This is a genomic window from Streptomyces huasconensis (assembly GCF_021028635.1).
Classification (GTDB): Bacteria; Actinomycetota; Actinomycetes; order Streptomycetales; family Streptomycetaceae; genus Streptomyces; species Streptomyces huasconensis.
Genome location: NZ_CP086119.1, coordinates 7,898,671 through 7,920,912 on the forward strand (window position 1 = coordinate 7,898,671; position 22,242 = coordinate 7,920,912).

General features: G+C 73.0%; 20 protein-coding genes and 1 pseudogene. 10 read left to right on the plus strand and 11 right to left on the minus strand.

The window, feature by feature from the left end; translation table 11 throughout:
* Positions 1–230 precede the first annotated feature (230 nt).
* Positions 231–1,193: a uridine-preferring nucleoside hydrolase UriH gene (uriH, locus tag J2N69_RS35095; protein ID WP_230904333.1), complete on the plus strand. Its 963-nt coding sequence runs from the start codon at positions 231–233 to the stop codon at positions 1,191–1,193.
* Positions 1,190–2,644, plus strand: coding sequence for a uridine transporter UriT (gene uriT / locus J2N69_RS35100; protein WP_230904334.1), 1,455 nt, complete (start codon positions 1,190–1,192; stop codon positions 2,642–2,644). The genes uriH and uriT overlap by 4 nt, the downstream gene beginning before the upstream one ends.
* Before the next feature lie 82 nt (positions 2,645–2,726).
* Here uriT and J2N69_RS35105 read toward each other — a convergent pair whose 3' ends face one another.
* The 6 genes and pseudogenes from J2N69_RS35105 to J2N69_RS36780 form a co-directional block, all read right to left on the minus strand.
* Positions 2,727–2,996: a hypothetical protein gene (locus tag J2N69_RS35105; protein WP_230904335.1), complete on the minus strand. Its 270-nt coding sequence runs from the start codon at positions 2,994–2,996 to the stop codon at positions 2,727–2,729.
* Positions 2,997–3,075: 79 nt separating this feature from the next.
* Positions 3,076–3,993 (minus strand): MBL fold metallo-hydrolase, encoded by a 918-nt coding sequence (locus J2N69_RS35110; RefSeq protein ID WP_230904336.1) that lies wholly within the window; start codon positions 3,991–3,993, stop codon positions 3,076–3,078.
* 219 nt (positions 3,994–4,212) lie between these two features.
* Positions 4,213–6,009: an eCIS core domain-containing protein gene (locus J2N69_RS35115; RefSeq protein ID WP_230904337.1), complete on the minus strand. Its 1,797-nt coding sequence runs from the start codon at positions 6,007–6,009 to the stop codon at positions 4,213–4,215.
* 152 nt (positions 6,010–6,161) lie between these two features.
* Positions 6,162–6,377, minus strand: a complete 216-nt coding sequence (locus J2N69_RS35120; RefSeq protein WP_230904338.1) for a DUF4236 domain-containing protein — start codon at positions 6,375–6,377, stop codon at positions 6,162–6,164.
* A 118-nt stretch (positions 6,378–6,495) separates the two neighbouring features.
* The gene (locus J2N69_RS36460) at positions 6,496–7,644 is read right to left on the minus strand and encodes a carboxylesterase/lipase family protein (protein ID WP_269075654.1); all 1,149 of its coding nucleotides are present in this window, start codon (positions 7,642–7,644) and stop codon (positions 6,496–6,498) included.
* A 44-nt stretch (positions 7,645–7,688) separates the two neighbouring features.
* Positions 7,689–7,844, minus strand: a pseudogene (locus J2N69_RS36780) (hypothetical protein); the annotation flags it as partial.
* 233 nt (positions 7,845–8,077) lie between these two features.
* Between J2N69_RS36780 and J2N69_RS35135 the strand changes: the two are divergent.
* Positions 8,078–8,251 (plus strand): hypothetical protein, encoded by a 174-nt coding sequence (locus J2N69_RS35135; protein WP_167515814.1) that lies wholly within the window; start codon positions 8,078–8,080, stop codon positions 8,249–8,251.
* A gap of 59 nt (positions 8,252–8,310) precedes the next feature.
* Complete coding sequence (locus J2N69_RS35140) at positions 8,311–8,577, plus strand: hypothetical protein (protein ID WP_230904339.1); 267 nt, start codon at positions 8,311–8,313, stop codon at positions 8,575–8,577.
* A 503-nt stretch (positions 8,578–9,080) separates the two neighbouring features.
* Here J2N69_RS35140 and J2N69_RS35145 read toward each other — a convergent pair.
* The gene (locus J2N69_RS35145) at positions 9,081–11,879 is read right to left on the minus strand and encodes an AfsR/SARP family transcriptional regulator (protein WP_230904340.1); all 2,799 of its coding nucleotides are present in this window, start codon (positions 11,877–11,879) and stop codon (positions 9,081–9,083) included.
* 338 nt (positions 11,880–12,217) lie between these two features.
* Here J2N69_RS35145 and J2N69_RS35150 point away from each other — a divergent pair, with 338 nt between their 5' ends.
* The 5 genes from J2N69_RS35150 (at position 12,218) to J2N69_RS35170 (ending at position 17,199) form a co-directional block, all read left to right on the plus strand.
* On the plus strand, positions 12,218–13,492 hold the full coding sequence (locus J2N69_RS35150; protein WP_230904341.1) for a cytochrome P450: 1,275 nt from the start codon (positions 12,218–12,220) through the stop codon (positions 13,490–13,492).
* 54 nt (positions 13,493–13,546) lie between these two features.
* Positions 13,547–14,212: an HAD family hydrolase gene (locus J2N69_RS35155; RefSeq protein WP_230904342.1), complete on the plus strand. Its 666-nt coding sequence runs from the start codon at positions 13,547–13,549 to the stop codon at positions 14,210–14,212.
* Positions 14,213–14,620: 408 nt separating this feature from the next.
* Positions 14,621–15,466 (plus strand): SigB/SigF/SigG family RNA polymerase sigma factor, encoded by an 846-nt coding sequence (locus tag J2N69_RS35160; RefSeq protein ID WP_230904343.1) that lies wholly within the window; start codon positions 14,621–14,623, stop codon positions 15,464–15,466.
* Between the two features lie 309 nt (positions 15,467–15,775).
* Entirely contained in the window at positions 15,776–16,036 is a 261-nt protein-coding gene (locus tag J2N69_RS35165; protein WP_330166849.1) for a hypothetical protein, read from the plus strand.
* 134 nt (positions 16,037–16,170) lie between these two features.
* Positions 16,171–17,199, plus strand: coding sequence for a PHP domain-containing protein (locus J2N69_RS35170; protein ID WP_230905008.1), 1,029 nt, complete (start codon positions 16,171–16,173; stop codon positions 17,197–17,199).
* A 22-nt stretch (positions 17,200–17,221) separates the two neighbouring features.
* Here J2N69_RS35170 and J2N69_RS35175 read toward each other — a convergent pair whose 3' ends face one another.
* The 3 genes from J2N69_RS35175 to J2N69_RS35185 form a co-directional block, all read right to left on the minus strand.
* A complete protein-coding gene (locus J2N69_RS35175) occupies positions 17,222–19,333 on the minus strand; it encodes a xanthine dehydrogenase family protein molybdopterin-binding subunit (protein WP_230904344.1) in 2,112 nt (703 codons plus the stop codon).
* A gap of 61 nt (positions 19,334–19,394) precedes the next feature.
* Entirely contained in the window at positions 19,395–20,390 is a 996-nt protein-coding gene (locus tag J2N69_RS35180; RefSeq protein WP_230904345.1) for an FAD binding domain-containing protein, read from the minus strand.
* A complete protein-coding gene (locus tag J2N69_RS35185) occupies positions 20,387–20,920 on the minus strand; it encodes a 2Fe-2S iron-sulfur cluster-binding protein (protein ID WP_230904346.1) in 534 nt (177 codons plus the stop codon). The genes J2N69_RS35180 and J2N69_RS35185 overlap by 4 nt, the downstream gene beginning before the upstream one ends.
* Before the next feature lie 159 nt (positions 20,921–21,079).
* On the opposite strand from J2N69_RS35185, the gene J2N69_RS35190 reads away from it, so the two are divergent.
* The gene (locus J2N69_RS35190; RefSeq protein WP_230904347.1) at positions 21,080–21,505 is read left to right on the plus strand and encodes a pyridoxamine 5'-phosphate oxidase family protein; all 426 of its coding nucleotides are present in this window, start codon (positions 21,080–21,082) and stop codon (positions 21,503–21,505) included.
* Positions 21,506–21,556: 51 nt separating this feature from the next.
* Here the strand turns inward: J2N69_RS35190 and J2N69_RS35195 are convergent, their stop codons facing one another.
* A complete protein-coding gene (locus tag J2N69_RS35195) occupies positions 21,557–21,967 on the minus strand; it encodes a VOC family protein (protein WP_230904348.1) in 411 nt (136 codons plus the stop codon).
* Positions 21,968–22,242 lie beyond the last annotated feature (275 nt).

Sequence of the window (22,242 nt, forward strand, 5' to 3'; positions counted from 1 at the left end):
ACCCTCGGTTCGTGACGACCAGACCGTGACCAGGCCCGTTTTTCGCAACGATTTCCGCCAGTTGACACCGGTACGGAGTCTGTCGGTCCCTGTCCGTTCCGGGCGCGTTTGCCACGGTGTGGTTTCGGCCATTGACATAATCCGGCCCTGTGCACACAGTCTTCGGAGAACGTTTTCCCGAGTCGGCGCCCCGCAGAGGCGGCGGCTCAGCCGAACAAAGAGGTTCCGCGATGCCCCGAAAGATCATCCTGGACTGCGACCCGGGACATGACGACGCGATCGCCATGCTCCTGGCGCACGGCAATCCGGATGTGGAGCTGGTCGCCGTCACCACCGTGGTGGGCAACCAGACCCTGGAGAAGGTCACCCGCAACGCCCTCTCGGTGGCCCGCATCGCGAACATCACCGGTGTCCCCTTCGCGGCCGGCTGCTCCCGCCCCCTGGTGCGCACCATCGAGACGGCGCCCGAGATCCACGGCGAGAGCGGCATCGACGGCCCCGTCATGCCCGAGCCCACTCTCGCCCTGGACGAGCGCCACGCCGTCGACCTGATCATCGACACGGTCATGGCCCACGACCCCGGTGAGATCACCCTCGTCCCCACCGCCGGTCTGACCAACATCGCCATGGCCGCCCGCAAGGAGCCCCGCATTGTCGAGCGCGTCCGCGAGGTCGTCCTGATGGGCGGCGGCTACCACACGGGCAACTGGAGCCCCGTCGCCGAGTTCAACATCAAGACCGACCCCGAGGCCGCGCACATCGTCTTCAACGAGCCGTGGCCCGTCACCATGGTCGGCCTCGACCTGACCCACCAGGCGCTCGCCACCCCCGACGTCCTCGAGCGGATCGCGAAGGTGGGCACCGGACCCGCCGTCTTCGTGAGCGAACTCCTCGACTTCTTCGGCGCCATGTATCTGGAGGCCCAGGGTTTCGCGGCCCCGCCGGTCCACGACCCGTGCGCGGTCGCGTACGTCATCGACCCCGACGTCATGACGGTCCGCAAGGCCCCGGTCGACATCGAGCTGACCGGCACCCTCACCCTCGGCATGACCGTCACGGACCTCCGCGCCCCCGCCCCCGAGGACTGCCACACCCAGGTCGCCGTCGACCTCGACCACCAGCGCTTCTGGGACCTCGTCGTGGACGCGCTCCAGCGGATCGGTGACGTCCGGATCGGTGACGTCCCCGCATGAACGCCTCCTTCACCGAACCGTCCGCCGCGGCCCCCGGCGGCGCCCGCGGGTCCCGCCCCGTGCGCATCGGCGTCCTGGTCACCGCGCTCCTCGCCGCGTGCTTCGCCTTCCAGCTCAACGCGAGCATGCTCAGCCCCGCCCTGAAGAACATCGAGGACTCCCTCGGGGCGACCTCCGCGGAGGTCGGCCTGACCCAGACGGCCTTCTTCACCTCCGCCGCGCTCTTCTCGCTCTTCCTGCCGCGCCTCGGCGACCTCGTCGGACGCCGCAAGGTGCTCGCCGGGATGCTCGCGCTCATGGTCGTCGGCTGTGTCGTCGCCGCTCTCGCCGAGAGCGTCCCCATGCTCTTCGCGGGCCGCGTCATCCAGGGCGTCTCCGGCCCGACCGTGCCGCTCTGCCTGATCATGCTGCGCCACGAGGTGCACGAGCCGAAGAAGTACGGCACCCTCCTCGGCGTCATCACCGCCGTCAACGGCGGCATCGCGGGCGTCGACTCCCTGGCCGGCGGCTACCTCGCCGACCACCACGGCTTCCAGTCGGTGTTCTGGTCGATGGCCGGCGTGGCCGCCGTCGCCGCGGTCCTGGTCGCCACCCTCACCCCCGAGTCCAAGGCCGCCGACACCGCCGACACCCGTATGGACTGGCCCGGCGTCGCCCTCCTGGTCGTCTCGGTCGGCGCGGCCCTCATCGCCCTCAACGAAGCGGGCAAGCTGGGCGCCGCGAACTGGCCGCTGGTCGCGGGCCTGTTCGTCGTCTCGGCCCTCGCCTTCGCCCTGTTCTGGCGCACCGAGGACCGCAGCAGCCACCCGCTGGTCGCCACCCGCCACCTGCGCCAGCGCTCCACGTGGGCGCTGCTGCTCACCACCGTCCTCACTATGACGGGCGTCTTCGCCGTGATGAACGGCATGATCCCCGCCTTCGCGCAGGACGCCCAGGCCGGCTTCGGCATGAGCGCCGAGCAGTCCGCCTGGTGGACCCTGACGCCGTACGCCCTCGCGGGTCTCGCCATGGGCCCGATCGCCGGGCGCCTGGCCGCCACGTACGGATACGGGCGCATCCTGCGGCTCGGTCTCATCGGCTCGGCCGTGACGGTCGCCCTGATGCTGTTCACGCTGCACGCCGACTCGCGGCTGCTGCTCCTGGCCGCGTCGATCCTCATCGGCGTCACCTACGCGGGCGTCGGCAACATCGTCCTCAACGGCCTCGGCATCGTGCTCTCCCCGAAGGAGAACCCGGGCTTCCTGCCCGGTCTGAACGCGGGCGCCTTCAACCTCGGCGCCGGCCTCAGCTTCGCCGTCCTGTACGCGGTGCAGACCGCCGCCGAACCCGCCGACAAGACCTCGCCCGCCGGGTACACGGCAGGCATGATCGCCGGGGTCGCGCTCATCGCGGCGGCCTTCGCGACGTCCTTCCTCATCCCCAAGCCGGTGGAGGCGGAAGCCACCGAGTGACCGGAGCCGGTACGCGCGGGCCCGTGCCACGGCTGAGCCGTGGTACGGGCCCGCGCGTGTCACCTGTCCCGCTCCGGCCGGCTCAGCCGTCCTCGGCCGCCGCGACCCGTGCCGAGAGCCCGTAGTCCAGCTCGGCCCCGTCGACGAGCAGGGCCTCCACGGAGCGCGTCACGGGGTCGATGTCGGCCTCCATGCCGTCCCCCACGTACCGGGGGTAGCCGGAGGCCCCGGTCTCGCCGGTGGCCACCACGATGGCCGAGCGCAGGGCTCCACGGGTGTCGCCGGTGGCCCTGCCGTCCCCGCCGAACTCGGGAACCAGCAGAATCTCGTAGCGCTGCGGATGTGTCTTCATGCGACGACGCTAGACAGGAGTGACGCCCGCCGCATGTTCACGCCGCCCGGGCGCGGCCCATCGTGTCCGCGCCCGAAGGTCACCAGCGGATGGCCGTGAAGTCCACCGGCCGGGGCCGCAGCGTCGCCGTCCGAGCGGTCAACGCGCGCATGCGGTCCGCCATTTCGGTGGCGGGCAGGTGCTTGCGGTCGCCGTGTCCGGGCAGCAGCCACTCGAAGCGGAGCCGTTCGGCCGTGCGGGCCAACGAGGCGGCCAGCACCTCGATGGAGTACCAGGTGACGCTCTCTGCCACCTCGATGTCGCCCGTCGCGCGCGACCAGTAGAAGCTGTCGCCGCTGAAGCAGTACCGCTCGTCGGCGACGTACAGGACGCTGCCCGCCGTGTGGCCGGGCAGCGGATGGGCCAGGACCCCGTCGCCGACCTCGACGCTGTCGGTGGCGCGCAGGACACGGTCGGCGTCGGGCGCGGCGTCCAGGTCTCCCTCGTGAATCCACAGCCGCGCCGCGAAGCGGTCGGCGTAGCGGCGGCCGTGGGCGGCGTGGTCGCGGTGGGTGAGCAGTACGTCGGTGACGGTGCCGATCCGCTCGTACCGGGCGGCCAGCGTCTCGCTCCAGCGGGGGGTGTCGACCATCAACAGGTTCCCCGAAGGGCGGCGCAGGAGATAGGAGTTGGCGCCCGCGGTACGGGTGGAGTTGTGCCCGCAGAACAGAACGGCCGCGCCGGCCTCGTCGGTGCCGTCGACAGGCAGGGGGTAGGGGTCCCACTGGTCGTCCAGCCGGCCGGTGGCGGGCCGGATGGAGCGGGTGTGGCAGGCGAACGCGGCGGCCCGCACCCGGCGTTCCTCCGCCGCGTCGCGCGGTTGGCGGAGCAGTTCGGATCGGCCGTCGACCTCGTGGATCAGGTCGGGCGCGAGCTGCCTGGCGACGTCGCAGTTCGTGCAGCGTTCGTCCACGTACCAACCGGAGGCTGAGGGCTGGGCGGCGAGGGTGTCGTTCATGGTGTGCCTCGTTTCCTGCGGGGGGCGGGCCGGCTTCCTCCCACCAGAGGTATCCCGGCGCGGGACGGAAGTGGAAGGGGGTCGCGCCCTTGTTTCCCCGGGCGGGAGCGACTCTCACCGACCACGAACGAGCGGCACGTTGTGTGACGTGTGCATGCCATTACTCGGCTTCGTCCGGCGGAGGAAGCACACGCCGAAGCCCCGGCGTACCCGCCCCGGTCAGGACATGATGATCTCCAGCCAGGGGCTCATCATCGTTCCGGTTGCGCCGCGCGGCTGCTGCTGGAGCTGTGCCTGGGCGGCTTCCAGGTCCTGGCCCGGGCCCTGCCAGAACGTGTACGGCCCGTTCCCGCGCTCGGGCGGGATCAGCGCCCAGTACTGGTAGTGCGTCAGGGTGAGGTAGACGCGCTTGTTGATGTAGTCCAGCACCACCTTGACGTTGTGCTCCCAGTCGCTTCCCGTCCCGGTGTACTCGGCGAAGCCGCGAGGGGCCGTGGCCGCGTTCTGGACGGAGGAACCCGCGCCGGACTGCGAGTGGGCGGTGTAGTGGGCGTGCAGCGGCTGGGCGTGCGCGGGGACGGCCGCGGGGTCGAACTGGTTGTCGGGAAGCCTGCCGTAGTCGTCCTGGTGCCAACTGCGCAGCGTGCCGGGCTGGTTGGGGCTCTTGTCGCGGGCCGCCTTCTGCGTCCCGGTCCGCTCGTCGATCACCGGCTGCTGTTGGCCCGCGTCCGGTGCCTCCAACTGGTAGCGCACGTCGAAGATGAGGTTGAGCAGCGGGCGCGGCAGCATGTCGACGGCCTGCCTCAGCGTGAGCCGCGTCAGGGGGAGGTTCGCCCCGCCCCGGGGGTGGCTCTGCAGCCTCGGCTGCTCCTGCGGCGCTCCCCCCACGAGCGGACCCAGCGACTGGCCGGTCTTCTCCCGCATCGTGTCGTCGTCTCCCCAGTACGGCTCCGTCTTGCCGGAGAGGGACGTGTGGTAGTAACCCGTGCCCTCGGTGTCCGGCTCCGTCGCGTACCGGGTGTCCGCGTTCGGCACCGGGACCAAGGCGCCGGGCCCGTCCGGGTGGCCCGGCGGGTTGTAGTCGGAGACGTAAGTCTGCTGATTCTCCAGCAAGGTGTTCACCTCGCCGACGAGCGCGGTGGTCAGCCGCAGGGCCTCCCGCACATCAGGCGTGGCGGACCTCAGCCCCCGCATGATCGCCTTGAACCGCGCCTGGAACGTGCCCTGGGGACTGAGGTTCTGGGCGCGGTTCACCTCGTCCTGCACGGCCATCGCCAGATACCGCATGAGCTGAGGGGCGGCGAGTGTCTCTTCGGTGGCGTCCACTCCCCGCATATACATGCCGGGGGTGACCTTGACGATCCGCTGCACGGCGGCGGGTTCACCGGCCACCGCCCGTGCGCCCGGGCCCGGCCCCGCGTCGTACGCCCCGGCCGCGGGCCCCGCCATCACGCGCCGCGCGGTTGCCTCGGCCTCCCGTTCGAACCGGTCGGCGGGATCGGAGACCTTCAGACCGCTCCCGTTGTCGGTCCCGGCGACGGGACCCTGGCGCTGCTGGATCACATGGACGAGTTCATGGGCGAGGGTGTGCCGGTCCGAGCCGCCCTCTCCCATCACGACGTGGCTGCCCGAGGTGTACGCCCGTGCCCCCACCTCGGCCGCGGAGGACCGGGCGGCCGGACCGCTGTGGACCCGTACGTCGGAGAAGTCGGCGCCGAGCCGGGCCTCCATGTCGCTACGGGTGGCTTCGTCCAAGGGACGTCCAGGGGCACGCAGCACGTCATGGACGGCGGAACGCTGCACCGCGGGCTGCTCGTGCCCGCAGCCGGCACCGTGCTGGTGCTCCTCCGGGGGCAGGTGCCCGGACTGGCGCAGCATCTGCACCACGGCCTCGTTCCCGGCGGCCGCCTGCAGCGCCGCGAGGCCTTCCGGAGCGGCCCGTGGTGCGGCGGGCTGCCGGGCCGGCGCCCGGCTCGTATCGGCGCCGGTCGTCCTCGCCCTGTCGCGGTCGTGCATGTGTGCCCCATCTGACGGCGTATTCCGGTTTTCCTTCTGAATACAGGGCGCGCGGTACCCGCACCAGGAGCGTCAGGGCAGCCCCAGGGGCCGAAAGACTGCCCCGGCGTGCCCTCGGGCCCGCACCCGACGGGGTGAAAGCGGGAAAGGTGTCAGAGGCGGGTGCTTCGGGTACGTCCGCCCCGCCGCGTCGTACGGCGCCAGCCGAAGGGGCCGGGCAGGTCCATCGAGGTCGTGCGGCGCCCCGTGCTGCTGTGGGTCCGCCGGGGCCCGTGGCGGCCGCCCGTGGTGAGGGACCAGGAGCGCTTGTTGATGTTCAGGCGCACCCCGGGAAGTATCCGGAAACTCTTGCGGAACGTGAGTGGCATGGACTCCTCCTGATGTCCCGTCACGGGTACCCGGCCGGGGCCGGACCTCACGCGCGCGTGCGGAGCCTTCGTGTGCGGAGCCTTCAGGGCGCCCCCTGCTTTCCGGGCAGGGGACGGCTCACTTCCCGGACAGGGGGCGGCGCAGGGTCTCCCAGAGCCGGCGCGTGTCGGCCGCGGGGTCCTCCTGTACGACGGGCGCGCCATCGCCCAGCCGCATGACGGACCGCCGCTCGCCGTACGCCGGCCACGGCGGCAGGACACCGCCCGGGGTGCCGGGCCGCCCGGTCCGGGCGAACGAGATCCACGCCTCGCGCATGCGCAGGGAGAGGTCGCGCGGGGCGTCGGCGCCGAGGAGCGGGTCGGAGAGGTTGCCGAAGACGAAACCGACGTCCGCCAGGTGACAGGCGCCCAGCGCGCCGTCCAGGACGGGCGAACGCCACGCGATGCCCCCGGGTGCGCGGCCCAAGTAGGCGGCGCGGGCCTCGGCGGGGTCGAGCCCGAACCCGGCGAGGAAGCCGTCCAGCACCCCGTCCGTGATGTGCGGCGCGATGCCCAACGGGACGAGGAAGAGACGGAACTCCTCGGTGGTCGTGCCCGTGAGGAGGTCGATGTCCCGGCCGGCCCCGCCGGCGAGGGCGTCGATCGGCCGCTCGGGCAAGGTGGCGCCGTCGACCACGGGCAGCACGGTGGTGCCGCCGCCCGCCGACTCGCCCCACAGAGCGGGGTCCTCGGCCCGCGCGATCTCCTGGCCGAGCGCGCTGTCGGCGGCGACGAGCCGCTCGGGCGGTACGGCCGCCAGTCCCTCGCGCGTCGGCTCGACCCCGGCGAGGGCGGCCAGCCGCTCGGTGACGCGACGCGCGACGCTCTCCGGGTGGCTGTGGTGCCCGGCACCGCTCTGCGTGATCGCGCGGCGGAACAGCCCGCGCGCCCGCGGCATGGTCATGAGCGCCGTGACGCTGATGGCGCCCGCGGACCGCCCGAAGACGGTGACGTTGTCCGGGTCGCCGCCGAACCCGGCGATGTTGTCCCGCACCCACTCCAGCGCCGCGATCTGGTCCAGGAGACCGAGGTTGGCGGTGCCGTCGGGCAGCAGCAGGAAGCCTTCGGCGCCCAGGCGGTAGTTGAGAGTGACGCACACGACGCCGTCGGCGGCCAGCCGCGTGCCGTCGTACGTGGGCAGGGAACCGGCTCCGTTGCGGAACGCGCCGCCGTGGACCCAGACCATGACGGGCAGCCGCCCCCGGTCCGGCCCGGCTCGGGCGTCCACACGTTGACGGTCAGGCAGTCCTCGCCCGGCTCTCCCGCGTCCGCGAGCAGCCCGGCCATCGCGGGGTGATAGCCCGGCTGGGGCGCGGGCGGACCGGGGCTGAACGTGTCCCTGACCGCCGACCAGGGCTCCGGGGCTTGCCGGAACCGGACGCCCTGGAGCGGGCCCGCGAGCGGGCATCCCCTACGCCGCCCCGCCATTCGGTCCGCGCCGACTGCGACCGCCAGACAACTCCTTTTCGTCGTCGTCTTCGGCCCGGACAAGGACGCCTGATGCTCCTGACCGGCACCTTTCGTCCTGTGAAAGTGGTCACAAGGCCCGAACTCATGATCGGGGGCGGGTGCCCATCACGCACCGAGTTCGCGTAAGGTCGCGGGTCGGCCACCCACGGCCGACCCGAACCACACCGTCATCGAACAAGGAGTCGCAGGTCATGCCGGCCAATGACACCGCCCAGGCGCCGATCTATGAAACCCTCGTCCAGGAGCACGGCGACGTTCTCGCCACGGCTCGCAAGGCCGCGGAGGAGACCCAGCAGACGGCCCAGGACGTCCTCGACTTCAGCACCCCGCCCCGCGTGAGCGTGCCCGCGGAGCCGGCCTCCTGACCCGGCCCCGGGGCGACGCCGCCTCGCGCCGGGGGCGGCCGATCGGTCAGGATGACGCCATGGACCACGAGTTCTGGAAAGAGATCCACGACCGCGGCGGCATCCCCGCGGTCAGGAGCGCGCTGGCGGAACTCCCCGAGGACCTGCCCCCTCGGGAGGCGGAGGCCGCGGCCGAGCTGGCGCTGAAGGTCATCGAGGAGGACATCGCCCGCCTCAACGCCCGTGCCGACGCGGCCGAGGCGAGGGCCCGCGACCTGGCCGAACAGACCCGCGAGGTGCACCGCCGACTCACCGAGAACGCCACCCGCGGCTCGCACGAGGCGTGACGAGCGGCACCCCCGGACGCCGGGGCACGCCGCACTGCTGAGCGTCGGCGCAAGCTCCCCTCGCGGCGGACGTCGGCGTACGGCCCCGGTCGGCTCAGCCGACCCACGGGCACGCCGGCCGACCGAGCGACAGGGCACGCCAGCCGACCGATCCACGGGCACGCCGCGCGACCGACCCACGGGCACGCCGCGCGACCGAGCGGCAGGGCACGCCGACCGACCGAGCGGCAGGGCCCGGCCCGCCCCGCGACCGAGCCGCAGTGCATGCCGTGCGACCGACCCACGGGCACGCCGCGCGACCGAGCGACAGGGCACGCCGACCGACCGAGCGACAGGGCACGCCGCGCGACCGAGCCGCAGAGCACGCCGTGCGGCCGAGGGCACGGGCAGCCCCCGCGCCGCCCGCACCCCCGGGGCAGTACCGCACAGCCGAGGTCACGCCCCAGCACCCCGGGGCCGGCCCCGCTCCAGTCCCCCCTGCGAGCAAACCTCGCCGCGACCCGTCACGTGCGGGACATCAGCCGTACCATCGCCGTGTCGTACCGCGCCTGGAGCCCCGCGTCCGCCGAGACACGGAGCAGCGCGCCGAGGGCCCGTACCGCGCCGTCGTCGTAACCGCACGTCTCCGCCTCCAGGGCCGCGTTCTCCAGGCGGCGGATGCCCTCCCTCTCGTCGCCCATCCCCAGCAGCGCCTCGCCGATCGCCGTGAGCAACAGCACCCGGGCCGCCACCGACGCCTCCGCGGGGCCTTCGAGGTCCAGCGCGGCGACGGCCGTCTCGTGGGCCGCCTGCCACTCCCTGCAGTCCAGCCGATGCCGGGCCAGGTGGCAGAGCGCGAGGCGTTCGGTATGCCGGTCGCCGACGCTGTGCGCCAGCTCCGCCGCGAGCGCGCACCCCTCGGCCGCCTCGTCCGGGCTGCCGAGCGCCGCCTGAGCGAGGGACAGATTGATGAGCGCGGTCGCCTCGCCGCGCGTGTCGCACGCCCGTGCCGCTAGTACCGGCGCGGCCTCCAGATGGACGAGCGCCTCGTCGACGCGGCCCTCCTCGGTCAGCACCCACCCCAGCAGCGCCAGGACCCGCGACTCCGCGCGCGGATCACCGTCGGCGCGCGCCGCCTCCAACGCCGTCCGGAGCAGGGGAGTCCACCCGTCCCGCACCCGCCATACGATCTGCGGCCACATCCCGAGGATGATCCGCCACGTCCTGCCGTGCAGCCCCGCGGAGTCCGCGGCGGCGGCCGCCAGCGTCAGGTCGTCGCGCTCGGCCTCGTACCAGGCCATGGCCTGGTCACGGTCGGCGAACTCCCGCGTGGCCCGCGGCGCGCGGAAGTCCGCGGGCAGGGCGAAGCAGGACTCGTCGCCGGGCTCGGCCGCGTCGGCGGCGGCCAGCGCGGTCGCCACCAATTGGTCGAGCACGCGCGGCAGGGCCTCCGCCCCGGCGTCCAAGTCGTGCGCGTACAGCCGTACGAGATCGTGCAGCGTCCAGCGGTCAGGACCGGCCCGCACGACGAGGTGCGCGGCGGTGAGCCTGTCGAGCGCGGCCTCGGCGGTCGCCGGATCGGTGTCGGCGAGGGCGGCCGCCGCGTACCGGTCGACGTACCTGCCCGGATGGCGCCCGAGGTGGGCGAACTGCCGTGCGGCGTCGGCCGGCAGACGGCGCACCGTGAGCCGCAGTGCGGCGCGCACGCTCGTGTCCTCCACGTCGAGGAGGCACAACCGGCGCGACTCGTCGGACAGTTCGGCGCACATCGCGCTCAGCTGTGCCTCCGGCTGGTCGGCGAGCCGCGCGGCGGCCACCCGCAGGGCGAGCGGCAGCCCACCGCACAGCTCGGCGAGCCGCCGCGCTGCCACCTCCTCCGCGAGCACCCGCTCCGTGCCGAGCACCGCGGCGAGCAGGGCGGTGCTGTCCTCCGGTTCGAGGACGTCGACGGGTACGGGGCGCGCGGCGTCGGAGGCGATCAGGCCGCGCAGCCGGTACCGGCTCGTCACGACGGTCACGCAGCGGGCGCCGCCCGGCAGCAACTCCCTGACCTGCTCGGATGCCCGGGCGTTGTCGAGGACGACGAGCAACTGCCGTGCGGCGCACAGGGAGCGGAACAGCGCGGACGCGGCGCCCGTCGACTCCGGTATCCGGCGCGGCGCGACCCCCAGGGCGAGCAGGAACTCCCGCAGCACCTCCAGCAGGGCCGGTTCGCCGGTCTCGCTGAAGCCGCGCAGGTCGGCGTAGAGCAGGCCGCCGGGAAACCGGTCGCGGTTGCGGTGTGCCCAGTGCGTCACCAGCGCCGTCTTGCCGACGCCCGCGGGCCCGGTCACCAGGCAGACGGGCGCCTCACCGGCGGCGGCGCGGGACAGCGCGGTCAGCTCCCGGGCCCGCCCGTGGAAACCGCGGGGCATACGTGGCAGCAGGTCGATGGTGGCGGAGACCGCGGCCGGCGCGGCAGCCACCGGGGGAGCCGCCACCGTGGAGCCGTCCACCGCGTCATGCCCGCGCCTGACGTTGAGCCCCCTCCTGTTCCCGTTCCCGCCCGCGCCGGCCTCCTCGGCCTCGTCCTCTCCGACTTCTTCGGCCCCGCGCAGTGCGAGCGCGTAGGCGTCGGCCAGCTCCCGGCCGGGGTCGACCCCCAGCTCGTCGGCGAGCAGCCGCCGGGTGCGGTGGAACCAGTCGAGTGCCTCGGTCCGCCGCCCCGCCCGCTGGAGCGCCCTCATCAGCGCGGCCGACAGCGATTCGCGCAGCGGATGGGCGCCGGCCTCGGCCCGCAGCACGGCGGCGGCCCGTGCGTGCTCGCCCATGCGCCCGTAGGCCCCGGCCAGCGACTCCACCGACGCCAGCCGCAGTTCCTCCAGAGCCTGGGCGGCGGCCTGGAGCGACTGACTCGGATACGCCCCGGTCAGCGCGGGCCCCTGCCACAGCGACAGCGCCTCCTGATACATGGCCACGGCGTCGGCGGGCGCCCGCTGACCGCGCGCCAGCGTCACCAGTTCCTCGAAGCGGTGGGCGTCGAGCAGCGACTCCGGCATCCGCAGGACGTACGCCGTGCCCTGAGTGACCAGCTCCACGCCGTACATGTCGGCCTCGGCACCGGCGAGCAGCACCCGCAGCCGTGACACATGCCCCTGGATGACGCCACGAGAGCGCGCCGGCGGTTCCTGGTCCCACAGCGCGGCCGTCAACTGATCCACGGGAACGGGGTGGTTGGGCCGCAGCAACAGCGCGGCGAGCAGGCTGCGCCGCTTGGCGGGGCCGAGCGGCAACACGCCGGCCTCAGTGGCCACGGACACCGCTCCGAGCAGCCGGAACTCCACTGACGCAACTCCTCCTGCGGGAAAAGATCCAGATTACCGGAGCCGTACACCTGTCCTGCCTGCCCTGCCCGCCCTGCCCGCCCCACCTCTTCCCTCGCTGACCGCGAACGGTCCATCAGGTCCCGAAAGGGCAGATTTGTCAGGGTGTCCTCGGGGCACACGATCATGGTGATCCGCCGATCACCCCTGGATCACCCGAGGGCGACCGGCGGACCACACCGACCGCACCACGCGTCGGCCGGAGACATGCGCGCGGGTCCTGGTTCGGCCAGGATCGTCAGAGGGCCACCACCTCCGCATGCCGACGGCCCGCGCCCCTTTTCCACCAGGAGGACCTCATGCTGGACCACACGCTGCCGCTCCTCGCCCAGGGCTACGCGTGGCTCCCCGACCTCACCCGCCGCAAGGGGCCGGGGCCCGTGCGCACCCGCCTGATGGGCAAGCCCGCCATCGCGCTGCGCGGTCCGCAGGCCGTCTCCTTCTTCTACGACGAGAACCACGTACGCCGTCGCACGGCCCTGCCCGAACCCATCCTCAGCACACTCTTCGGCAAGGGCGCGGTGCACACCCTCGACGGGGAGGAGCACCGCCGGCGCAAGGCGATGTTCGTCTCGGCACTCAAGGACGCGACCGCGGTCACCGTGTTGGCGGAGCGGGTCGCCGAAGAATGGGAGCGGGCCGCCAAGGAGTGGGCCGGGCGCTCCCAGGTGACGCTCTTCGACGACGTGAGCCTCCTGCTCACCCGTGCCGTCTGCGCGTGGGCGGGCGTCCCCCTCACCGGGCACCCGAGCGACCGGCACCCGAGCGACCGGCACCCGAGTGACCAGCACCCGGACGACGCGGCGCGGCAGACCGCGCAGGACCTCGTGGCCATGGTCGACGGCTTCGCCACCGCGGGTCCCCGCCACTGGAAGGCGCGGAGCGCCCGCAAGCGGCAGGAGGAACGGCTCGCCCGCCTGATCGAGGAGGTCCGCTCGGCCGGCCACGAGCCCTCGGACGCGCCGTCCGTGGTCGAGGCCGTGGCCGCCCACCGCGAGGCCGACGGGCGGCTGCTGGACCCTCGTACGGCCGCTGTCGAGGTCCTCAACGTGCTGCGCCCGACCGTCGCCGTCACGTGGTTCACGGTCTTCGGCGCGCACGCGCTGCACCGGCACCCGGCCCTGCGCGAGCGGCTGGCCGCCGAGGGCGACGGATACGCCCGGGCGTTCGCCCATGAGGTGCGGCGCTTCTACCCGTTCGCGCCGTTCGTCGCCGGCCTCGCCCCGAGCGACCTGGAGTGGCAGGGGGAGCACATCGCCGAAGGTTCCATGATCCTGCTCGACCTGTACGGGCAGAACCACGACCCGGGGCTGTGGAAGGCGCCGTACCGGTTCGACCCCGAGCGGTTCCACGGCCGTGAGCCGGGCCGTGACGAACTCGTCCCGCAGGGCGGCGGCGACGCCTCAGCGGGCCATCGCTGCCCGGGCGAGGACGTCACCCTGGCCGTGCTGACCACCCTGCTTCCGCGCCTCGCCCGGCTCGACTACCGCGTAGCCGAACAGGATCTGCGGATACCGCTGCACCGGGTGCCCACCAGGCCCCGCAGCGGCTTCGTCATCACGGACGTACGCTGACCCGCCCCCCTGCCCCCGCCGACCGACGCCCCCAGAAGGGACCGGTGTGAAACCATGGCGCGTGCCGCGCTGTTCGACGTCGACGGAACCCTCGCCGACACCAACCACCTGCATGTGACCACGTGGTGGGAGGCGTTCCGCCAAGCCGGTGAGGACGTCGCGATGCACGACATCCACCGTGCCATCGGCCTCGGCTCGAGCGACCTCATCGCCCACCTCCTCGGCGACGAACGCGACCGCGGCCTCGACGACGAGATCAGCGCCGCCCACAGCACCCTGTACGCCACGTACTTCGACCGGCTGCCCGCGCTGGAGGGCGCCCGCGACCTGCTGCACGCCTTCCACGGGCGCGGGTGGCGCGTCGTCCTCGCGACCTCGGCGGGCGGCGGGGAACTGGGCGCGCTGCGCCGGGCCATCGACGCGGACGACGTGATCGCCGGCATCGCGAGCGCCGACGACGTGTCCTCGGGGAAACCGGCCCCCGACGCGGTGCGGCACGCCCTGGACATCGCCGGGTGCGGCCCGGACGAGGCGCTGTTCATCGGTGACACCGTCTGGGACATGCGGGCCGCGTCCCGCGCGGGCGTACGGAGCATCGCGCTGCTCTCGGGAGGAATTCCGCGCGGCGACCTGGAGGAGGCCGGTGCCTCGGCCGTGTACGCCAACCCGGCCGATCTGCTGGACCAGTTGGACGCCGAGGTGCCCGCCGCCACGGCGTGACCGCGGGGGAGCATCAGGGGAGAGAGGGAGTCCGACCGGCCGCACCCCAATGCGGCCGGTCGGTGAGGCCTGCGTCCATGTGCCGTTCCGACGCTTCACCCACCGGCCGCGTGTGCCCCGAAAACGCCACGTCATTCCCTCGTTCACCGTTACGGACGACGCCTTGAACGCGCGCACGTATCGTCCGCGCCGAGCCGTTCGGCCAACGCCCGAGCCGCCGCAGCGAAGCCCGAGACGCTTTGCGGGAAAGGCTGTTTGGCCCCAGGTTCGGAGGGCAGGCGGAAAACGTGCTTCGGACCGGAGGCGCGTTCGCGGGAGCGGTGTGTCGCTGCCCGGTGGATGCCTGTCACGGGGCGCCTCCGTTTCCCGCGGTTCCTGTTGGCGGCACCGTTGAGGAGCGATTTTCTGATGCTTACCGACCTGACTGCATACTCCGCCCGTCGTCGTTCGTCGACCCGGCACCCCCACAACGACGCACCCGACACCGCGGCGGACTTCGCCCGCCTCGCCGCCCTCGATGACGGCCCCGAGCGTGAACTCCTCTGCGAGCAAATCGTCGAGGCGTGGCTGCCCATGGCGCACCGCATCGCCGGCCGCTTCCGCAACAAGGGGGAGAGCCTCGAGGACCTCCAGCAGGTCGCCGCGATGGGCCTGGTCAAGGCGGTCAACCGGTACGAGCCCGGCCGCGGCGCCTTCGAGAGCTACGCCGTGCCCACCATCACCGGTGAACTGCGGCGCCACTTCCGCGACCGCATGTGGGACGTGCGCGTGCCCCGGCGCGTCCAGGAGCTGCGGAACAAGGTCCGCGTCGCGCGCCGGGAACTGCTCGACCGGCCCGGCAGCGGCCCCGAGCCCAGCATCACCGAGATCGCCGAGCACGCGGGGCTCACCGAGGACGAGGTGAAGGACGGCATGGAGGCCATGGAGGGGTACAGCGCCCTGTCGCTGGACGCCGAGATCTCCTCCGCCGACCCCGACGGCTTCAGCCTCGCCGACACCCTCGGGGCGCCCGACCCCGCGTACGACTGCATCACCGACCGCGAGGCCGCCAAGGCGGGCCTGCGGCAGCTGCCCGAGCGCGAGCGGACCATCCTGTACCTGCGCTTCTTCGAGGACATGACGCAGAGCCGGATCGCCGAGGAACTGGGCATCTCGCAGATGCACGTCTCGCGCCTCATCAGCCGCAGCTGCGCCCGCGTCCGCGCGGAGGCCGACGCCGGGTACGACGACGCCGAGCACGCCCACGCCGCGTGACCCGCCCGCACCACAGCCGTGGACGCAGTCGGCGGCGGGCACGCGCCGCCGGCCGGGCGACCCACCTGGTCAAGGGGGGTTGCGCCCGGTTGCCGGATGCCCGGATTGGACGGCGTCCCGCCAGGGAACGCGTGTCCCATGCCGCTTGACCACACCCGCGCGCCCGTCCTCACGCCGCCGGGCCCCGAACAAGGCCGCGGCGCCGACCCCGCCGTACGCGACGTGCTCGTCGAGTAGGCCCCGCCGCACCCACCGGGGCCCGCCCCGGGCACAGAGAACAGAGAACACCGAGGAAACGGAGCACCACCCATGGACCCCATGGACGAGCGGAACCCCCCGTCGCCGGGCCAGGACGGCAAACCCGTGCCCAGGGACCTGCCGGACCAGCAGGCCTCCGACGAGCCCGACCCCTGGGAGGCCGACGAGAAGACGTCCACCACGGGCAACGCGCCCGAGGACGCGGACGACGACGTGCCCGACACGGACGAGGCGGGCACCGGCCGACGCGGCTCGGCCGAGGCCGAGACCTCGCCCACCGACGACCCGGAGCCGCAAGAGCCCACCGCCTGAGAGCAGCCTTCCAGGCGTACGCGCTTCCCCCTATGACGGGCCGCGCGGCCCGCTCGCCGTGCCGCGCGGCCCGTCATGGGCGACGCTGGTAGCACGCGTACGCCGCCGAAGGAGACCGGCGGCCGGAGGTGCCGATGGAGCCCGTGGAGGCGCTGGAACGGATCGCCTTTCTGCTGGAGCGCGGCCGCGCCCCGACCTACCGGGTGCGGGCCTTCCGCACCGCGGCCGCGGTGATCGGGGCCCTGCCCGACGGAGAGACCGCACGGCGCGCCGCCGACGGAACGCTGGAGTCCCTCAAGGGAGTCGGGCCCAAGACCGCCGGTGTCATCCGCGAGGCGCTCGCCGGCGGGGTGCCCGGCTATCTCGAACGGCTCGAAGGCGAGGCGGGCGACCCGCTCGCCGAAGGCGGCGCCGAGCTGCGGGCCCTGCTGCGCGGCGACTGCCACCTGCACTCCGACTGGTCCGACGGCGGCAGCCCGATCGAGGAGATGGGCCGGGCCGCACAGGCCCTCGGCCACGAGTGGGCGGTGCTCACCGACCACTCGCCCAGGCTCACCATCGCCCGCGGACTCTCCTCGGAGCGGCTGCGCGAGCAACTCGACGTGGTGGCCGACCTCAACACCCGCTGGGCGCCCTTCCGGCTGCTCACCGGCATCGAGTGCGACATCCTCGACGACGGCTCCCTCGACCAGGAACCGGAACTGCTCGACCGTCTCGACGTGGTCGTCGTGTCGGTGCACTCCAAGCTGCGCATGGACGCCGCCGCGATGACCCGCCGCATGGTCGCCGCCGTCAGCAACCCCCGCGCCGACATCCTCGGCCACTGCACCGGCCGGCTCGTCACCGGACGCGGCAGGCCCGAGTCGCAGTTCGACGCCGACGAGGTGTTCGCCGCGTGTGCGGCTGCGGACACCGCCGTGGAGATCAACAGCCGTCCCGAGCGCCTGGACCCCCCGCGCAGGCTGCTGCGCCGCGCCGTGGACGCGGGGGTCCTCTTCTCCGTGGACACCGACGCGCACGCCCCCGGCCAGTTGGACTGGCAGGTGTTCGGGTGCGCGCGGGCCGAGGAGTGCGGGGTCCCCGCCGAGCGCGTCGTGACGACCTGGACGGCGGAGGAACTGCTGGCCTGGACCCGTCGGAGCCGGGCCGGAGCCACCGCCTAAACCGTAGCGCCGCGCGGCCGGTCTACGGGGTGTCCGCGGCGGCCGCGAGCACCCGGTCCGGCGTGAGCGGCAGCTCGCGCAGGCGTACGCCCGTCGCATGGTGCACCGCGTTGCCGATGGCGGCGGCCGTCCCCACGATGCCGATCTCCCCGATCCCCTTGCTGCCCATCGGGTTCAGGTGGGGGTCCTCCTCCTCGACCCAGTGCGCCTCGATCGCGGGCACGTCCGCGTGGACCGGTACGTGGTAGGAGGCGAGGTCGGACTCCGCGAAGTCGCCGAAGGCCTTGTCCAGCGTGCTGTGTTCGGTGAGCGCCATCCCCAGCCCCATGGTCATCGCGCCGACGAACTGCGAGCGCGCCGTACGGGCGTTGAGGATGCGCCCGGCGGCGTAGACACCCAGCAGGCGGCGCACACGTACCTCGCCGGTCACCATGTCGACACCCACCTCGGCGAAGTGTGCGCCGAACGCGTGCCGCGCGTACTCGCTCTCCGCGTCCGCCGTACCCGCCGTGTCTGCCGTCGCGCCCACACCCTCCGGCGGCAGCTGCTGCCCCTGCTGCCCCGAGAGGCGCTCGGCCAGCCGCTTACAGGCCTCGTGGACGGCCCAGCCCCAAGAGGCCGTGCCGGAGGAACCACCCGCCAGCGGCGCGTTCGGCAGGTCGCTGCTGCCGACGTCGGCCCGCACCCGCTCCACCGGAACGCCGAGCGCGTCCGCGGCGACCTGCGCGAGCACGGTGCGCGCGCCCGTACCGATGTCGGTGGCGTTGACGCGCACCAGGAAGCTGCCGTCCGGGTAGGCGTGCGCGCTCGCGCGGGACGGCGCGGCGAGCACGGGATAGGTCGCGGCGGCGACGCCACTGCCGATCAGGACGGGTCCCTCGGCACGCGAGCGGGGCCGCGGGTCACGCGCCGACCAGCCGAAACGACGGGCCCCTTCCCGCATGCACTCGGCGAGGTGACGGCTGCTGAAGGGCTTGGAGCTGTCGGGTTCCGTACGGGTGTCGTTGCGCAGCCGCAGCTCGACGGGGTCGATGCCGAGGCGCTCGGCCAGCTCGTCCATCGCCGACTCCAGCGCATACATGCCCGGTGCCTCACCGGGTGCTCGCATCCACGAGGGGCTCGGCACGTCGAGCGGTACGACCCGGTGCGTGGTGCGGGCGTGCGGCGAGGGGTACATCACGCGCGTGGCGGCCGCCGCGGTCTCCACGAACTCCTTGACGCGCGAGGTGTGCGAGGCCACCTCATGGATCACGGAGACCAGCGTGCCGTCCGGCCGCGCGCCCAGCCGCACCCGCTGGAGCGTCGGCGAGCGGTGCCCCACCACGGTCGCCAACTGCCGCCGGGGCAGGGCGAGTTTGACGGGCCGCCCGGTCATGCGGGCGGCCATGGCGGCGAGCACGACATGGGGCCGAGGTGTGCCCTTGGAACCGAAGCCGCCGCCGACATGTTCGGAGACGACCGTGATCCGCTCCTTGGGCAGCGCGAACATGTCCGCGAGGACATCGCGCACGGTGGTCGCCCCCTGGCTGGAGTCGTACACCGTCAGCCGCCCGTCCTCCCAGGACGCGGTCGCCGCGTGCGGCTCCATGGGGTGGTTGTGCAGCGGCGGTACGCGGTAGACGACATCGACCTGGGCGGGCGCGGCGGAGAACGCCTCCTCGGCGTCACCGCGGACGTGCTCGCCCGAGGTGCCGTCGGTGTCCTCGGGCACGTACGCGTCGGCGTGGTCGGCGGTCAGGGTGACGTCGTGGGGCTCCTCGGCGTAGGTGACCTCGACGGCGGCGGCACCCTCACGGGCCGCCTCCAGCGTCTCGGCGACCACCAAGGCGACGTACCAGCCGCGGTGGGGCACCCGCGTGTCCTGCAACACCGCGAGGGTGGCGTCCTCCGGTTCGACCAGGCGCGGGGCGTTCAGATGGCTGAGGACGTCGATGACTCCGGGCAGGGCGAGGGCCGCCGTGTCGTCGAGGGCGGTGATCTCACCGCGCGCCACCGTGGCGGGGACCGGCCAGGCGTACGCGCACCCGTCGGGCGTGTGCTCGGCGGCGTACCGGGCGGTCCCGGTGACCTTGGCGGGGCCTTCCCTGCGCTCGGCGGGCGCCCCGAGAGCGCTGACGCTGGTGGTGTCCGGCATGAGGTGTTCTCCCTGAAGGGCGGAGGACGGAGGACGGAGGGGTGGGACGACGGGGGCCGCGTCAGGAGGCCGGGGGTCTGCCGGCCAGGCGGCCCAGGACGTCACACGCGAGATTGCGGGCCAACGGCACCTTGAACGCGTTGTCCCGCAGCGGCTCGGCCGCGTCGAGTTCGCTCTCCACCGCCTGCCGGAACGCCTCATCGGTCGGCGCGCCGCCCACCAGCGCCCGCTCGGCCCGCCGCGCGCGCCAGGGCCGGTGCGCCAGACCGCCGAACGCGATCCGCACCTCGCGTACGACGGAGCCCTCGACGTCCAGGACCACGGCCACGGACGCCAGCGCGAACGCGTACGAGGCGCGGTCGCGGGCCTTGCGGTAGGCGGAGGGCAGGCCTGCGGTCTCCGGCGGGAGCACGACGCCGGTGATGAGTTCCCCGTGCCTGATCTCGGTGTCCAGGTCGGGGCGGTCGCCCGGCAGCCGGTGGAACTCCGCCGCGGGCACGGTCCGCCGACCGCCCGGCCCGTACAGCTCCACCTCGGCGTCGAGCGCGGCGAGCGCGACCGCCATGTCGGAGGGGTGCGTCGCGATGCACTGCCGGGAGTGGCCGAGGACGGCGTGGTCGCGGTGGACTCCGTCCCTGGCCCCGCAGCCGGTGCCCGGCTCCCGCTTGTTGCACGGCTTGCCCAGGTCCTGGAAGTAGGGGCACCGCGTGCGCTGGAGGAGGTTGCCGCCCGTGGTCGCCATGTTGCGCAGCTGGCCCGACGCACCCGCGAGCAGCGCCTGCGACAGGACCGGATAGCGCTCGCGCACCAGCGGATTGGCGGCGAGGTCGCTGTTGCGCACCGTCGCCCCCACGCGCACGGACCCGTCGCGCAGTTCCTCGACCGCGTCCAGGGGCAGGGCGCTGACGTCGATCAGCGTACGAGGGCTCTCCACGCCCAGCTTCATCAGGTCGACCAGGTTCGTGCCGCCGCCCAGATAGCGGGAGGTGGGCCGGCCCGCGTGCGCCGCGGCCGCCTCGTCGACGCTGTGGGCGCGTACGTACATGAAGGGCTTCACCGGGTCACGTCCTCCACGGCCTCGACGATGTGCGGATAGGCGCCGCAGCGGCACAGGTTGCCGCTGAGCCGCTCCCTGATCTCGTCCCTGGTCAGCTCCACGGCCGACTCCGCGGGTGTCTGCGGGTCCGTGACGTGCGAGGGGTGGCCCGCCTCGGCCTCCGCGATGGCGCCGACGGCCGAGCAGATCTGCCCCGGGGTGCAGTAGCCGCACTGGAAGGCGTCACGCTCCACGAAGGCCCGCTGCAACGGATGGGTGCCCTCACCGGCGGCCGCGCGCAGCCCCTCGACGGTGGTGACATCGCGTCCCTCCTGCGCCACGGCGAGCAGCAGGCAGCTGTTGGCCCGGCGCCCGTCGACGAGGACGGTGCAGGCACCGCACTGGCCGTGGTCGCAGCCCTTCTTGGCGCCGGTCAGGCCCAGCCGCTCGCGCAGGACGTCCAGCAGCGTCGAGCGGTGGTCGACGGTGATGCGGCAGGATCTGCCGTTCACCGTCAGGGGCACTACCGACTGGAACGCTTCGGTTCCCATGAGCCTCTGCTCCTCGTCCTCCGTGGTCCGTGCGATGACCGCTTATCCAGCCTGGACCAGGACACACGTTCCGGCATGGCGGAAAGAGCCGGATGCTCCGACCGGCCGTCTGGTAAGACGGCAACGACATGGCCCCGACCGCCGGAGAAGGAGAACCGCATGCCCCTCAGCGTCGAAGAGCGCGAGCAGTTCCTGGCCGAACCCCACATCGGGGCGCTGGCCGTGACCGGGGACGGAGGGCGGGCGCCGCTCACCCTGCCGATCTGGTACCAGTACGCCCCGGGCGGCGAACTGTGGGTGATGACCGGACGCCACTCCAAGAAGGGCCGCCTGATCGCCGCCGCGGGCCGCTTCTCCCTCATGGTCGACCGCGTGGAGCCCACCGTCCGCTACGTCTCCGTCGAGGGCCCCGTGGTCCGCACCGAGGACGCCACCGTCGAGCAACTGCGGGAGATGGCCGCCCGCTACCTCCCGGCCGACAAGGTCGACGCGTACGTGGAGTTCGCCTCCAAGGAGCACGGCGAGCAGGCGGTCTACCACCTGCGTCCGGAGCACTGGTACTCCGCGGACCTGGGATCTGTCTGACCGCGCCGGCAGGCCGCCCGCGGCGGTGGCCTGCCCTCAGTCGGTGTGCCCTCAGTCGGTCTGCCCGGCGATGTCGACCATCCAGGTGGTGCCGTGGCGGTCCGTGCACATGCCGAAGACGTCGCCCCACATCTGCTTCTCCAGCGGCACGGTCACCGAGGCGCCCGCCGAGAGCTTCTCCCAGTACCCCCGCAGTTCGGCGTCGTCGTCACCGCTGAGGCTCACCGAGATGTTGTTGCCCGGCCGGTGGCCGTCCAAGGGGGTGTCGGCGCCCATCAGGGTGAAGCCACGGGGGGTTTCGAGCACGCCGTGCATGATCTTGTCGGCCATGGGGGAGTCCGTCTGGCCGAACTCGGCGTAGGTGTGGAACACCAGAGTGCCGCCGAAGACTTCCTTGTAGAACTCCATCGCCTGCCGGGCGTCACCGGCGAAGGAGATGTAGGGGTTGAGGCGCGTAGTCACGAATCCTCCTGAAACAGGGCCGAAAACCGGACATGTCAGTCTGTGAGGAAAGTAGCGCAGGCCACTGACAACGGCTCGCGCACGCACCCATCCCGGCTGGGGCTCGCGCAGCACCCATCCCGGCTGGTACGGGAAAACGCCCGCCTCCCGGTGTGAACCCACCCCGGGAGGGCACACGTGCAGTGCAGGGGTGACAACCTGACAGGGACCGCCGATGGTCAGTGGGCGGTGCCACGTGTGAGCTGAGCGGCCGCGCCTCCGTGGGACAGGGACGC

Excerpts from the sequence above, each read along its gene's own strand:
- uriH (WP_230904333.1), top strand. The coding sequence starts at position 231 with ATGCCCCGAAAGATCATCCTGGACTGCGACCCGGGACATGACGACGCG.
- uriT (WP_230904334.1), top strand. The coding sequence starts at position 1,190 with ATGAACGCCTCCTTCACCGAACCGTCCGCCGCGGCCCCCGGCGGCGCC.
- J2N69_RS35105 (WP_230904335.1), bottom strand. The coding sequence starts at position 2,996 with ATGAAGACACATCCGCAGCGCTACGAGATTCTGCTGGTTCCCGAGTTC.
- J2N69_RS35110 (WP_230904336.1), bottom strand. The coding sequence starts at position 3,993 with ATGAACGACACCCTCGCCGCCCAGCCCTCAGCCTCCGGTTGGTACGTG.
- J2N69_RS35115 (WP_230904337.1), bottom strand. The coding sequence starts at position 6,009 with ATGCACGACCGCGACAGGGCGAGGACGACCGGCGCCGATACGAGCCGG.
- J2N69_RS35120 (WP_230904338.1), bottom strand. The coding sequence starts at position 6,377 with ATGCCACTCACGTTCCGCAAGAGTTTCCGGATACTTCCCGGGGTGCGC.
- J2N69_RS35135 (WP_167515814.1), top strand. The coding sequence starts at position 8,078 with ATGCCGGCCAATGACACCGCCCAGGCGCCGATCTATGAAACCCTCGTC.
- J2N69_RS35140 (WP_230904339.1), top strand. The coding sequence starts at position 8,311 with ATGGACCACGAGTTCTGGAAAGAGATCCACGACCGCGGCGGCATCCCC.
- J2N69_RS35150 (WP_230904341.1), top strand. The coding sequence starts at position 12,218 with ATGCTGGACCACACGCTGCCGCTCCTCGCCCAGGGCTACGCGTGGCTC.
- J2N69_RS35155 (WP_230904342.1), top strand. The coding sequence starts at position 13,547 with ATGGCGCGTGCCGCGCTGTTCGACGTCGACGGAACCCTCGCCGACACC.
- J2N69_RS35160 (WP_230904343.1), top strand. The coding sequence starts at position 14,621 with ATGCTTACCGACCTGACTGCATACTCCGCCCGTCGTCGTTCGTCGACC.
- J2N69_RS35165 (WP_330166849.1), top strand. The coding sequence starts at position 15,776 with ATGGACCCCATGGACGAGCGGAACCCCCCGTCGCCGGGCCAGGACGGC.
- J2N69_RS35170 (WP_230905008.1), top strand. The coding sequence starts at position 16,171 with ATGGAGCCCGTGGAGGCGCTGGAACGGATCGCCTTTCTGCTGGAGCGC.
- J2N69_RS35175 (WP_230904344.1), bottom strand. The coding sequence starts at position 19,333 with ATGCCGGACACCACCAGCGTCAGCGCTCTCGGGGCGCCCGCCGAGCGC.
- J2N69_RS35185 (WP_230904346.1), bottom strand. The coding sequence starts at position 20,920 with ATGGGAACCGAAGCGTTCCAGTCGGTAGTGCCCCTGACGGTGAACGGC.
- J2N69_RS35190 (WP_230904347.1), top strand. The coding sequence starts at position 21,080 with ATGCCCCTCAGCGTCGAAGAGCGCGAGCAGTTCCTGGCCGAACCCCAC.